General features: G+C 55.7%; 12 protein-coding genes. 9 read left to right on the top strand and 3 right to left on the bottom strand.

Going from position 1 to position 12,949, the window contains the following annotated elements:
• Positions 1-202 precede the first annotated feature (202 nt).
• From J8G15_RS03345 to J8G15_RS03315, 7 genes are all read left to right on the top strand, one after another.
• Positions 203-1,432: an IS256 family transposase gene (locus tag J8G15_RS03345; protein WP_210546137.1), complete on the top strand. Its 1,230-nt coding sequence runs from the start codon at positions 203-205 to the stop codon at positions 1,430-1,432.
• Positions 1,433-2,059: 627 nt separating this feature from the next.
• On the top strand, positions 2,060-3,316 hold the full coding sequence (locus tag J8G15_RS03340; RefSeq protein WP_210546135.1) for a site-specific integrase: 1,257 nt from the start codon (positions 2,060-2,062) through the stop codon (positions 3,314-3,316).
• Positions 3,313-3,978 (top strand): hypothetical protein, encoded by a 666-nt coding sequence (locus tag J8G15_RS03335; RefSeq protein ID WP_210546133.1) that lies wholly within the window; start codon positions 3,313-3,315, stop codon positions 3,976-3,978. The genes J8G15_RS03340 and J8G15_RS03335 overlap by 4 nt, the downstream gene beginning before the upstream one ends.
• A gap of 470 nt (positions 3,979-4,448) precedes the next feature.
• Positions 4,449-4,694, top strand: a complete 246-nt coding sequence (locus tag J8G15_RS03330; RefSeq protein WP_210546132.1) for a hypothetical protein — start codon at positions 4,449-4,451, stop codon at positions 4,692-4,694.
• A gap of 10 nt (positions 4,695-4,704) precedes the next feature.
• The gene (locus tag J8G15_RS03325; RefSeq protein ID WP_210546130.1) at positions 4,705-5,055 is read left to right on the top strand and encodes a CHC2 zinc finger domain-containing protein; all 351 of its coding nucleotides are present in this window, start codon (positions 4,705-4,707) and stop codon (positions 5,053-5,055) included.
• On the top strand, positions 5,048-5,602 hold the full coding sequence (locus J8G15_RS03320) for a bifunctional DNA primase/polymerase (RefSeq protein WP_210546128.1): 555 nt from the start codon (positions 5,048-5,050) through the stop codon (positions 5,600-5,602). Before J8G15_RS03325 ends, J8G15_RS03320 begins: the two co-directional genes overlap by 8 nt.
• A gap of 5 nt (positions 5,603-5,607) precedes the next feature.
• Entirely contained in the window at positions 5,608-7,227 is a 1,620-nt protein-coding gene (locus J8G15_RS03315; RefSeq protein WP_210546126.1) for a DUF3987 domain-containing protein, read from the top strand.
• Between the two features lies 1 nt (position 7,228).
• Here the strand turns inward: J8G15_RS03315 and J8G15_RS03310 are convergent, their stop codons facing one another.
• The 3 genes from J8G15_RS03310 to J8G15_RS03300 all read right to left on the bottom strand — a co-directional run bounded on the left by J8G15_RS03310 (position 7,229) and on the right by J8G15_RS03300 (position 9,049).
• Positions 7,229-7,429: a hypothetical protein gene (locus tag J8G15_RS03310; RefSeq protein WP_210546124.1), complete on the bottom strand. Its 201-nt coding sequence runs from the start codon at positions 7,427-7,429 to the stop codon at positions 7,229-7,231.
• Positions 7,430-7,590: 161 nt separating this feature from the next.
• A complete protein-coding gene (locus J8G15_RS03305) occupies positions 7,591-8,031 on the bottom strand; it encodes a terminase small subunit (protein WP_210546121.1) in 441 nt (146 codons plus the stop codon).
• Positions 8,032-8,116: 85 nt separating this feature from the next.
• Positions 8,117-9,049, bottom strand: coding sequence for an HNH endonuclease (locus tag J8G15_RS03300; protein WP_240538422.1), 933 nt, complete (start codon positions 9,047-9,049; stop codon positions 8,117-8,119).
• A 596-nt stretch (positions 9,050-9,645) separates the two neighbouring features.
• On the opposite strand from J8G15_RS03300, the gene J8G15_RS03295 reads away from it, so the two are divergent.
• Positions 9,646-11,775, top strand: a complete 2,130-nt coding sequence (locus J8G15_RS03295) for a class I SAM-dependent DNA methyltransferase (RefSeq protein WP_210546119.1) — start codon at positions 9,646-9,648, stop codon at positions 11,773-11,775.
• Positions 11,776-11,875: 100 nt separating this feature from the next.
• Positions 11,876-12,931, top strand: a complete 1,056-nt coding sequence (locus tag J8G15_RS03290; protein WP_210546118.1) for a restriction endonuclease subunit S — start codon at positions 11,876-11,878, stop codon at positions 12,929-12,931.
• Positions 12,932-12,949 lie beyond the last annotated feature (18 nt).

Genomic DNA, 12,949 nt, shown 5'->3' with positions numbered 1-12,949 from the left:
TGACAAGGACTATCACTCCGCTGCTGTATCACTTGCTAGGCGATTGGCTCAATAATGTAATATTACATGTGCCAGAGTTATGGTCGACCAATGTCCACAATCGTGCGACGAATCTGAGCCCCTCTCCAAACTTTTCGAGGGTGTAAGAAGTTTTGTGTAAACGGTTATTTGGCAGGAAACTGCTGTCTTGCATGGAGCCGAGATGACCGTAGAGATGAAACCCTTACCCGCCGAGCTGATTGGCGCCCTGTTGGCCGACTACAAAAAGCCCGAAGACCTGATTGGCCAGAATGGCCTCTTGACGCCGCTCACCAAAGCCTTGGTCGAGCGAGCTTTGCAAGCCGAATTGACCGGCCACCTGGGTCACGGCAAGAACCAGTTGGTTGCCAATGAAGCGGGCAACACCCGCAACGGGTGCAGCAAGAAAACGCTCAAAGGCGATTTTGGCCAGCTACCCATAGAAATCCCCCGTGACCGCGCCGGCACCTTCGAGCCCCAACTGATTGGCAAACACCAGACCCGCTGGAGCGGCTTTGACGACAAGATACTGTCGCTGTATGCCCGAGGCATGACGGTACGCGAGATTCAAGGCCATCTGCAGGAGATGTACGGCGCCGAAGTGTCTCCTACCCTGATTTCATCCGTGACCGACGCCGTCATGGACGAGGTCAAAGCCTGGCAGTCGCGCCCCTTGGAGGCGCTGTACCCCATCGTCTACATGGACTGCATTCACGTCAAGGTGCGCGACAACGGTACTGTGCGGGTCAAGGCCCTGTACTTGGCCATTGGCGTCAACCTGGACGGCCTCAAAGAGGTACTGGGCCTGTGGATGGCCCAAACCGAAGGGGCCAAGTTCTGGCTGCAGGTGGTGACTGAACTGAAGAATCGGGGCGTGGCTGACATCTTTATCGCCTGCGTAGATGGGCTCAAAGGTTTCCCTGACGCCATTGAGGCAGTCTTCCCCAAGGCGACGGTGCAGCTTTGCATTGTTCACATGGTGCGTCACAGCCTGAACTTCGTGGGGTGGAAACAGCGCAAGGAAGTCGCCGCGGATTTGCGGCTGATTTACGCTGCGCCCACTGAATCCGAAGCTGAGCGACAACTCACGGCATTCGAGGTCAAATGGGACGATTCCTTCGCTCCGATTGGGCGCTCCTGGCGGCGCAACTGGACACACTTGATACCGTTCTTTGAATACCCGCCAGACATCCGAAAAGTGATTTACACGACCAACGCCATTGAGTCCGTGAACATGAGCCTGCGCAAAATAACCAAGACCCGCGGCTCGTTCCCAACTGAGGACGCAGTGTTCAAGCTGTTCTATCTGGCACTGAACAACATCAGCCAGAAATGGACGATGCCGATTCGGGATTGGAAGGCTGCTCTGAACCGCTTTACCATTCAGTTTGACGAGCGCATGCCGCGCGTCTAACTTAACCGCCGTTTACACAAAATTCGGGACACCCTCAACTTTTTTCGCTGCTTAATCGCGTCGGCGAAATGACTACCTAGTATCGTGGCCCGGCCCACACCGGGTCAATCCAATCACCTGAGATTAGTGACCACAAAGGCAAGGGTGCCTGCCAACAACACGCAGCAAGAGCATCCACATGCTCTTCCGTATCTTGCTTTTTCGCATAAATCAGGGCATCTTAAATGGGCTGAAAATATGCCTTCATTGAAATGCGATCAGCGTCGACGTCGTCAGCCCTACATCGCGCGAACCGATGCTTTAAATCTGAATCGGACAAACAAAAAGGACTTTCGATTTCTCGAAAGTCCTTGGATTTATTCAGTAATTTGGTGGGCGATGCAAGTTTCGAACTTGCGACCCCTGCAGTGTGAATGCGCTTTTTGCGATATTTGCCGCTGCACGACAATGAACCTCCATCCACAAGAATGGCAAATAACTTCAATCAAAACAACAACTTACAAATTAAACTCAGTAACAACGTTGTTCCCACTGGTTCATTGCGGTGGATTCAGTTAGTGCTTATAGTGTGTCCTCGGACTCAATCATTGCAGTCTGTAAATCAAACAGTGCAGGGGTCACACTATCATGAACGGCAAAATCAACAACACGCTACTCACCACCCTCAAGCCCGCGACGGCCGCGTATGAGGTCAACGACACCGACCTCAAAGGGTTTGGTTTGCGCGTGCAGCCGTCTGGTGTCATGTCGTACTTTGTGCGGTATCGCCTGCGCGGCAAGCAGACGCGCTACGTGATTGGTCGCACCTCCGAATTCAGTCCAGCGCAGGCCAGGGATGTGGCAAGGTCAACACTGGCCGGTGTCAACCTGGGAACCAACCCGCTCGATGATCGCAAGCCCGTGAAGGAAGTCAAGACGCTGGGAAAGTTCATCACCGAAGATTTCAGCCCGTGGGCCAAGACCCACCGCAAGGCAGCCGATGCCAACTTAGCCCGCATCCGCAAGAACTTCGATGCCCAGTGGGACCGCCCCTTATCGGAACTTAACGCGCTGGGGATTGAAAAATGGCGGCAGCAGCGACTGAACCACGCGACTCGACCCGCCAAACCGACCACGGTCAATCGTGATCTTGCAGCACTGAAAGCCGCCATCACCAAGGCGGTTGAATGGGAGTTTCTGGAACAGCACCCGCTTGCCAAAGTCAAAGCCTCAAAAGATGACTCCGATGCCATTGTTCGCTACCTGAGTGATCCTGAACGTGTAGCGTTGTTCACAACGCTAGGTCAGCGAGAGCACACCAAGAAGGCGGACCGGGCCAAAGCAAACGCTTGGCGGCGCGAACGCGACTACCCTGCCCTACCCAGTCTTGACGACCAAGCGTTCTTCGACCACCTGCAGCCTTGCATCATTGTGTCGCTCAATACCGGCCTGCGCCAAGGCGAGTTGCTGTCCTTGAGCTGGTCCGACATCAACCTGCCGGGGCAGCAGTTGGCCATCAAGGGCTCTAACGCAAAGAGTGGTAAGACACGCCACATACCCCTTAATTCAGATGCCATGGTCGCACTGAACCAATGGAGACAACAGTCACCCGTCACAAATGTATTGGTATTCCCAAGCGCCAATGGCCAAAGGATTGTGGAGATCAAGACCGCCTGGGCCAAATTGCTAAGGGACGCCAAGATTGAAACATTCCGCTGGCACGATATGCGACACGACTTCGCCAGCCGCCTGGTCATGGCGGGTGTCGATCTCAACACCGTGCGCGAGTTGCTGGGCCATGCTGATTTGAAAATGACGCTGCGGTATGCCCACCTGGCACCGGAACATAAGGCGAACGCAGTGGAAAAACTGGTCAGCCAACTTGCAAAGGCCAGCACAGAATGAACCCCGCGCCTAAGCTCCGACCCGCGCTTGAGCAACGCCTATCACTTCCCCAATATGACTCTCTCTGGAAGAGCGTAACAACCGCCTTCGCCAATGAATACTGGGAGGACGAACGAGACTATTGGGACTACGCGCTCGGGTTGCGCGATTCGTGGGCGGCGATGTCGAGAGCCCCGGCCAAACAAGTTGAAAAAACGGTGTCGGAAATTGCTGCGCTCGCCCGGTGCCTGGCGATAAAAATCCATACGTACGCCCCAGAACTGAAAACGCTGAAGGGCTACCTTGACATTGACTTGCATTCATTCATGGCCGAGGATTTGGTCCGGTTCGCAGACGGTTTGGATGAGCCGAATTCACCGACCGCCGCGATGAGGTCGCGCCCAAGAAGTATGGCCCTGCCAACCGCAGAGCGTACGTATATAGCTCGGGCACTTACTCATTTCATATTATCTGGCGTCAATGCCGCTGGCAAGCCCATTCGTGGGCGTGATTCGCTTGTGGCCATGACCGTTTGCGCACTGCTAGACATCGGCAAAAACGATGAGTTTGATGGGAAGGACGTCGGCGATGTGACAAAGGACATAGTTGCACACTACAAGCGACGCCCCGAGCCCAGTTGCAGGCCGAAGTCGGCGATCATGCGCGTCAATCTGCCCTCTTGAGCCGCTGCGCTACGGCTAAGGGGCGCGGACCGTTGAACTGAGCTTCTTATCGGTACAGCCCATTTTTTGAGGTCGCCACGCAACCCTCCGCCTTCCGTCAAAAATGGTGAATTACCCGGTGCTCTTGCTCCACAGTGAGCGAAGCACCGGGTTCTTTTTTTGGTGCTTAAATTTATCGTTGACCCCTGGCTGACAACAGCTCAACCCCAGGAGTAATCCATGATAAATGCTGACAAACAGGGACCGAAATCACCTGACCTAACTCGCCCAAATATGAACGAGGCTGACGCAGCGTTCTATTTGGGACTGAGCGTATCTTCTTTACGCAAGAGCCGCATGAACGGCCCCCGCGCCAACCACCTCCCACCACCCCCGTACGTCAAGCTGGGCAGGCGTGTGATCTATCGGGCTGCTGACTTGGCCCGGTTTCTGGAGGCGAACCTCGCTTCAATGCCAGCAGGAGCCACCCAATGACCCACGGCCTCTACTACCCCTACAGCGCCGCCATGAACGCCTGCACCCTGTGCAGCACGCCTCTAAGGGCCATTCCTGGGCTCGGCATCTACCTGGTCGGCCATCGGGGTGCTATCCAGTACCCGCTGTGCCTCAAGTGCATCAAATTGGCCCAGAAAGGGCTGCCGTCCGACCAGCTTCGCCAACTCGACGACAAGCTCGAAAAGCGTGCCACCGAACTCGGCCTGACCCAAACCCAATAACGAGACCGTCATGAAACATATCTCTCGCAAACCTGCGGCATCAAGTCGCACCCCGTCGGGCTATACAGGCTTCAGCAAACGCCCAAGCGCAAAATCGTCGTGGGTCGAAATTGATCCATCCGTCGTCTTCGAAGACCTTTTACCAGATCTCGCCCATGGCAACAACGGATTCGCCTGGGCGTGCTGCGTTTTTCACGACGACAACAATCCCTCACTTTGCGTCAACGTCGAGTCCGGTTGGTACAAGTGCATGTCATCCAACTGCGGTGCAACCGGCTCGAATATTGTCGGTTTTGTCAGTCGTCTCCTCGGGTACGAATATGCAGAAACCCGCGACTATCTGGAGCAGCACTATGGATGACATGCTCCAAGAAGGCCTACGCCTGCGCAAGCTAGGTTTTGCAATCCATTGGCTTCGCCCCAGCACGAAGATTCCCGTCAGCTCTGGCTGGGCCGATGCATCTGTCATGGACGCCGCCGCGCTGAAGTCAGCGTATCAGCCGAGGTTCAACGTTGGCTTCAGACCGGGCAAGTGGTCTGTCGTCAATGGCAAAGAAATCTGCGTCTTGGATGTAGACATACGCGGCGGGGCACGCTATGCCGAAGAAGCCTATGCCGCCGCAGCCGCCATGATGCGTGAACGAAAGTTCACCGTCATCAGCGGGTCTGATGTAGGTCGCCATCGCTATCTCGGGTTTGACAAAGGCACGTCGCCACCCAAGGCAGCCACCACATTGCGTCAGTCGGATATTTGGGTAAACAACGACACCAAAGACATATGCGCTTCCACTGACAAGGACGCCCGTCCAGCCTGGTTAATCGAGATTCTTTCCACCGGAAAAAATGTGGTCATGCCGCCCAGCATCCACCCTGACACCGGCCACCCCTACAAATTTGACATCGAATAATCACCATGAAAATCATCGACGTACCTAAAGACATCCTGGCCCTCTTGGCCCAGGCTGACGACCCCGTGACCGCCAACTGGAGGACGCCAGAGCCCGTTCTGCACGCCACCATACCGGTGCAGCCGTTCACGCCAGACATGTTGCCTGATTCACTGCGCCCGTGGGTCACCGACATCGTTCACCGAATGCAATGCCCCATCGACTTTGTTGCAGCTGGAGCGGTGGTCATGTTGGGTTCGGTGATTGGCACCGGCGCTGCTGTTCGCCCCAAGCAAAACGACGACTGGGCTGTCACCCCCAACATCTGGGGGGCTGGCATCGGCCGCCCCGGTCGACTCAAAAGCCCAGCGATCTCAGCGGCAATGTCTCCACTCTATCGGCTTGACAGCCTGGCCCAAGCTGACTGGAAAGCAGCAACGGCGGCACATCAACAAGTTACTCTCACCAATAAGTTGAGCGCCGACTTGCTGAAAAAAAGGATTGGCAAGGAAAGCACTCCTGATGTGACGAAGCCCAGCGCCGACTTTCTGGAGTACCAACGCCTTTGCGGGTTGTCCAATGATGAACCAGTGGCAAAACGCTATCACACCAATGACTGCACCATTGAATCCCTCGGAGAAATGCTTCAGGCAAACCCTCGTGGCATTCTGGTAGAGCACGATGAACTGACAGGACTTCTTGCAGGTTTTGAGCGCCCAGGCCGTGAAGGCGAGCGCCAAGGCTACCTGACTGCATGGAACGGCACGGGCTCCCATCGGGTGGACCGCATTGCGCGTGGAAACATTTTCATTGAGCGCTTTTGCGCATCCATTTTTGGCGGCATTCAGCCCGACAAGCTGGAGGTGTATCTAGCCGAGGCCCAACATAACCATGGCAACGACGGGTTCATTCAACGCCTTCAAGTCATGGTCTATCCCGACGAGGTGCCGATGGTAGGTGTCGTGGACCAGTCCCCGGACGAGGCCGCCGCCAAAACAGTCATGGACATTGTTCTGCTGCTTGCCAATGACATCAAGAGCCTGGGTGCCAAGCAAGATAAAGAGTACGACATCCCCTATTTTCGCTTCGAGACGAAGAAGGCACAGCCCTTGTTCTTTAAGTGGCTTGTTGAGCTGACCCAACGCATCACAACCGAAGATGACCCGCTGATGCAAGAGCATTTGGGCAAATACCGAAAGCTCATTCCGGCTTTGTCACTCATTTTTCACCTGGTCGAGATGGCCGCAGGCAAGATCAAGCGAGGGAGTTCCATTGGGGTAGAGAGCCTGCAGTTGGCCATTCGTTGGTCGCACTATCTGGAGTCACATGCACGCCGTGTTTACGGCATGGCCACCGACTACAAGGTGCAGGCGGCGCAGCTGTTGGCCACCAAGATTACCGCTGGCCAGCTTGAGGCTGGATTCAGCACCCGCGATATTCAACGCAAGGGCTGGTCACGTCTCAAAGAACTCGATGAATTGAAGGCTGCCTGCGATGAGTTGGAAGCCGCAGGTTGGATCAAACGCCAAGTGGTAGCGGGCAGACGCATTGGTCGCCCATCACAGCACTACGACATCAACCCCGCTGCGTCATCGCCCACGAACACAGGAGCAGTACCGACAAAACCGACAAAACCCAAACGATGAATCAATGCGATGCTGTGTTGCCTTGACCGATCAGGGCAACCAGTTCCGCATCGGTCATCGCAGCGAATTTATCCTTGACCACGCTCTGCCTATCCGTCAGCCTCACACGCGCCACTTCTTCCTGCCGGTAATAGCCACTCATCAAAGCGATTTGTCGCAGGGCCGACACAATCTGCCCCGGCTCCATCATCAATTTGGCCAAGTCGGCCGCCCCCACAAGCTCCGCAATCACCCCCTGGCGACTAACCCCATCTCCCGCTCCACAGCCTCTTCTAGCCCCTCACAGTGGCTGCAGTCTTGGAATACTTGAATCATTTGGAAGCCCGACTAGCAAGGGCATAGTCGTTTACTGAGTAAGGGTGGTCACTGGACCTCTGCCCTCCCCGCCTCAATGATTCTTAGCAGCTCGGCATCAGAGAACCGGTCCAGGCGTCCGATTTCCACCTGCTCCTGGACGTTCAAGTCGACCCTGACCTGCCCGGGCGCATAAAACCCCATCAACTTCGCCACCTCGGCCCACCCCCGGATCATGGCCATAGAGTTACCCTGCTCTCGTGCCTGGTCTACGGCCTCCACAAGGCCATTTAAGACGTCGTCCCGCTGAATGGATAGTCGGGCAGCGTCAGCTGCTTGGCACGCCTGCAGCGCCTTCTGAACGCTAGCATTTCTTAACATCCTGTTCCCGGCGACTGACGCGCCATTGGCGCTGTACCCGGCTTTTACCGCGCTAGCCGACGCGTTCCCACAGGCCAAGTATTCGTGTACCCACTTGGCTTGTTTGGCGGTGAGATCTGTGGTTTGCATATGCCTATATTTTAAGCAATTCCTCTAACATTGTCACCAATATACCGTTTTAACGACACTCTTTGAGCGCGATACTGCAACCAACTTAGGCGTAATGGGCAGCCCGATGGCAGTTAGGACACAAACCCACTGCATTTGCGACAGTGTCTTCCCCGCCAACAGACAGCGGCACCCGATGGTGGACCTCAAGATAAGGCGTTGCATCGTATGCGCGGATGAACGGGGCTGGCTTCTGGCACCCTTCGCAGTGACCAGCCGCTCGCAGCAGCACCTCGGCGATAACGTCCCCGTTGCGTCGATACGCCGTTGTTGTCGTCTGATAGCGCTCAGGCAAAGTGGGCGCCACGGCCAAGCGCGCCGCACGAGCTTCTGAACTATCCGCCAGTGAGCGCGCCACTGCTGCCAGCAAGGCCTCTTCAGTATCGACAGCATCAGGCTGATTAGGTTCAGCTGTGCCGTTGACGACGGCACATGCGTAAGCGTAGAGCGACTCGCAGTGATGCTGTGAATAGTTGGATTTCTGTCGGAGTTTGCCGCTGGACGTGGTGCAGGCCAGTTTCAAGAATTGATGGTGGTTGTCAAGCAGGCTCACTAGATGATCTGCCACCACCGCGCGACGGGGATCTGGACTGGCAGTCGTGCTAACTTGGAACGTACCGTTGTAGCACCAATGTTGCGCACCAACCGACTTGTAGGCCAGCTCGTCAAAATGGCCCTCCTCGCCAAGGTCCTTGATTTTGCCTGGGCAATCTGCCCCTGCCAGCAGGATACGAACGTCAGACAGTAGCGCATCCTGATCTACAGCAGTTTCATTCCCGTCAAAGCGGGTGCAGCTCCACGTCATTGCCTCAACCTGGCCAACGTTCAACCGAAAACCAGTTTCATGAAGCGTAATTGACCAAGCGGCAGAGCCCAATTGCTCACAGAACGTGACGGCATCAAGGAGTTGTGAAAAGACCAGATGTTGATCAGAGCGAAGCGGCAACACTTCATTGAACATAGTGGCAACTTCAGCCACGCTCACATTGCGATCAGGTTTCATGACTAAATCTGCACTTTGCCGGTTATCGGATCAATTGAATTCCGTATTTCGACGGATCACTGCTTTCAGGAGATGTCAGCTCGGCCAGCCAGACAATTTACGTCATCCATCTGGCAGCCAAGTGACGATGTTACTGAAGTTGTAGCCGCAAAATCCCCTGCATCCGGCCAGTATTACGTGTGCCCGCGGCTGTGACTGACCTTATTCAGGGAGACACCAATTCACGGCTTATTGGCCAGGGTTTAGCTGACTATGCACAAAGTCACGATCACTATTCATCATGGTTGAGGGTCTGACGTTCGCCTTTGGCGACGCAATCACCAGCTACTTGTGGTCAATTCGGGGCCCGCGCAGCCATCCTCCACAGGAGATGGTGGCTCCAGCGAGCCTTTGGGCGAATTTGGCCAATGGGCAACCCATTCCATCGCCGTGGCACTTCACGCAGTCTCATCCCAAGAATATGCGAGCCGGCCTGGGGCAATTGCCCCATTCGACGGGCCATAATCTGCCCTGCAGGCCGGGGGGACTGCCCCCGGTGCCATGCGCTCATAGACCGAACAAGAATTGCCGAGATGACTGCCAACGCATTCCACAACATCACCAAAGTAGAAGACAGCCTGTGGGAAGCCGCCGATCAGCTCCGCGCCAACTCCAACCTCACCGCAACCGAATACTCCATGCCGGTGCTGGGCGTTATCTTTTTGCGCCACGCTACCAACCGATACGAGTCAGCGTTAAAAGCCATTGAAGCGGACCAGGCTGCAGGCACCATGCCCAAGCGCCCCTTGGGCAAGGCCGATTTCATCAAGCGCCGCGCCCTCTTGCTGCCAGAGGTGGCGCGATATGACACGCTGCTCAAGCTCCCCTCCGGTGCCAGCCTGGGCGGAGCCCTTGTCATCGCCATGAACGCCATTGAGGCGGACTTCCCCCCGCTACTGGGGAGCTTGCCAAAAGACTACGACCGCTTTGACAACAAGCTGCTTGAAAACCTGCTGCGTTGCTTCGACTCGCAAGCCCTGCGCACTGCCACGGGCGACGTGTTTGGCCGCATTTACGAATACTTCTTGATGAAGTTCGCCATGCAGGGCGCCCAGGACAACGGCGAGTTTTTTACGCCTCCCTCGCTGGTGCAAACACTGGTTAACGTCATTGAGCCTGACCATGGCGTCGTGGCCGACTTGGCCTGTGGCTCGGGTGGCATGTTCGTGCAAAGCAGCCACTTCATTGAGCACGAAGGCTTCGAGACCATGAAGCGCGTCACCTTCTATGGCCAGGAAAAGACGCCTGCCACCATTCGCCTTGCCAAAATGAACCTGGCCGTGCATGGCCTGGAAGGCGACATTCAAGAGGCCAACACCTTCTATACCGACGCCCACCGCCTTCAAGACGGCCGCCCACTGTGGGGCAATGTTGACTTCATGATGGCCAACCCGCCCTTCAATGTGGATAAGGTCGATGCCGAGGCGGTCAAGACCGACCGCCGGCTGCCCTTTGGCTTGCCCGGCGTCAACAAAGACAAGCAGGTCTCCAACGGCAATTACCTGTGGATCTCCTACTTTCACAGCTACTTGTCCCCCACAGGACGCGCAGGCTTTGTCATGTCGTCTCAGGCCAGCAGTGCAGGCCATGGAGAAAAAGAGGTGCGCCGCAAGCTGGTGGAAACCGGCGACGTGGACGTGATGGTCGCCATCCGCTCCAACTTCTTCTACACCCGCACCGTGCCATGCGAGCTGTGGCACTTTGACCGTTCCAAACCTGAAGCGCGCAAAGACCAGGTGTTGATGCTGGACGCCCGCAACGTCTACCGCAAAGTCACCCGCAAGATTTACGACTTTTCACCTGAGCAGCAGGCCAACCTGGCTGCCATCGTGTGGTTGTACCGGGGCCAGAAAGAGCGGTTTGTGGCGTTGGTGGGCGAACACATCAATAGCTCGGTCAACAGCGCGCAGGCATGCTTTTTGGACGAAACTGGTGATCAGAAGTGCGAGCCACTTGACGAATTTTGCGACGCCTACACCCGCTTGCGTGCACTGATCGACCCACTGGTAAAGGCACAGGGTAAGGACTCACCGCACACCGCCCTACTGGCCGAGTTCTACGACAGCGACATGGATCCCCTTGGCCCAGTGGAAGCCTTCAGACTGCTGACCAGCGAGGCGGAAACGCACTGCACCTACGGGGGCATGGCCGGGGCAATAGATTTCCATGACAACCGGCTCAAGGCGTTCGCCGCGCAAAGTCATGGGTTGATCGCCACGCTGGACCTGGCCTTCAAGGTTCTTTCGCGCACCATTGATCTGTGCGAAAAAGACTTAGCCGCTAAAGACAGTCCAATCTGGGACAGTCGCGACATCAACAAAGCGCGCAAGGTTGCGGATGCGGCACGACATGAAGTCGTCACCCGTTTGAAACAGGTTCGGTATTTCCAGCGCCAAGCCGCCTGGTTGATCGAGCGCTTCCCCACTGCCGAAATGAAAGACGTGCTAGGCCTTTGCAAGGTTGTGTCTCGTGCCGACATTGAAGCCGCCGACTGGAGCCTGACCCCCGGCCGCTTTGTGGGCGTGGCGCCAGCCAAGGTGGACGAAGATTTCGATTTCGAGCAATCTCTGCGCGAAATCCACCTGGAACTGGCGGATTTGAACCGCGAGGCTGTGGATTTGGCCCTGAAGATTCAGACCAACTTTGAGGAGTTGGGAGTATGAGGACTGTAATTTGTTATTTTTTGAATAGGGATGTTCGCAGCTCCAGAGCGGGTTATAGGCAGTTTTTACTCATGACTATTGCAGAAAAGGCATCTCAGCGATGAGCTGGAGAATTTGTCAACTCGGTGACGTGATTGAACTGCGATACGGCAAGTCACTCCCAGACCGCGATCGAAAATTTGGCGACATCCCCGTCTATGGGTCCGGTGGCATTGGTGGTTGGCATGATATTGCGCTGGTTTCTGGTCCTGGCGTCATCGTTGGCCGCAAAGGGTCTGTTGGATCGGTTTTCTATGAAGCTCGCAATTTTTTCCCAATCGACACAGCGTATTACGTTGTGCCCAAAGATGGAAGAATTGATCTTCGCTATGCGTACTACCTTCTGAGTAGCCTGCCGTTGGCATCCATGAACAGTGATGTTGCTGTACCTGGCCTCAATCGTGATCGCGCTTTGGGGCTTGAAATAAGCGTGCCTAGTTACGCCATTCAACTATCGATTTCCAACATCCTCTCCACCTACGACGACCTGATCGAAAACAACCGCCGCCGCATGGCCCTGCTAGAAGAGTCCGCCCGGTTGCTCTACCGAGAATGGTTCGTCCGCCTGCGCTTCCCCGGCTATGAACACACCCCCATCGTGGATGGCGTGCCACAGGGTTGGGAGCGCAAGACGCTGGGTGACTCGATCATCCTTAACTACGGTAAAGCATTGAAGGCTGAAATTCGTGTCGAAGGCGACTTTCCGGTCTTTGGATCAAGTGGCATCGTCGGCACCCACGAAAAGGCCTTGGTACAAGGCCCCGCCATCGTTCTCGGCCGCAAGGGCAATGTCGGCAGCGTGTATTGGTCAAGCAAGAGCTTTTACCCCATCGACACGGTCTATTTTGTGACCCCGGAAAGTAGCAGCCTGTACCTTTTCTACGCGCTAAAGAACATGCACTTCATTAGCACCGATGTCGCAGTTCCAGGTCTGAACCGGGATTTTGCGTACAGCCGACATTTGCTGCACCCGCCGCTTTCATTGCTGCGTTCATTTCATGAAACGGTTGAGCGGATCCATGCGCAATTGGACAAACTCGACGAGACAAATAAGAAACTACGCGCCGCCCGCGATCTACTGCTGCCGCGGCTAATGAGCGGCGAACTGGCCGTCTAGAAACACTCAGGGAAAACA

The sequence above is a fragment of the Rhodoferax sp. PAMC 29310 genome, from assembly GCF_017948265.1.
In the GTDB taxonomy this organism is placed as follows: Bacteria; Pseudomonadota; Gammaproteobacteria; order Burkholderiales; family Burkholderiaceae_C; genus Rhodoferax.
This window is presented reverse-complemented; position numbering and strand designations above follow the sequence as displayed.

Excerpts from the sequence above, each read along its gene's own strand:
- J8G15_RS03345 (WP_210546137.1), top strand. The coding sequence starts at position 203 with ATGACCGTAGAGATGAAACCCTTACCCGCCGAGCTGATTGGCGCCCTG.
- J8G15_RS03340 (WP_210546135.1), top strand. The coding sequence starts at position 2,060 with ATGAACGGCAAAATCAACAACACGCTACTCACCACCCTCAAGCCCGCG.
- J8G15_RS03335 (WP_210546133.1), top strand. The coding sequence starts at position 3,313 with ATGAACCCCGCGCCTAAGCTCCGACCCGCGCTTGAGCAACGCCTATCA.
- J8G15_RS03330 (WP_210546132.1), top strand. The coding sequence starts at position 4,449 with ATGACCCACGGCCTCTACTACCCCTACAGCGCCGCCATGAACGCCTGC.
- J8G15_RS03325 (WP_210546130.1), top strand. The coding sequence starts at position 4,705 with ATGAAACATATCTCTCGCAAACCTGCGGCATCAAGTCGCACCCCGTCG.
- J8G15_RS03320 (WP_210546128.1), top strand. The coding sequence starts at position 5,048 with ATGGATGACATGCTCCAAGAAGGCCTACGCCTGCGCAAGCTAGGTTTT.
- J8G15_RS03315 (WP_210546126.1), top strand. The coding sequence starts at position 5,608 with ATGAAAATCATCGACGTACCTAAAGACATCCTGGCCCTCTTGGCCCAG.
- J8G15_RS03305 (WP_210546121.1), bottom strand. The coding sequence starts at position 8,031 with ATGCAAACCACAGATCTCACCGCCAAACAAGCCAAGTGGGTACACGAA.
- J8G15_RS03295 (WP_210546119.1), top strand. The coding sequence starts at position 9,646 with ATGACTGCCAACGCATTCCACAACATCACCAAAGTAGAAGACAGCCTG.
- J8G15_RS03290 (WP_210546118.1), top strand. The coding sequence starts at position 11,876 with ATGAGCTGGAGAATTTGTCAACTCGGTGACGTGATTGAACTGCGATAC.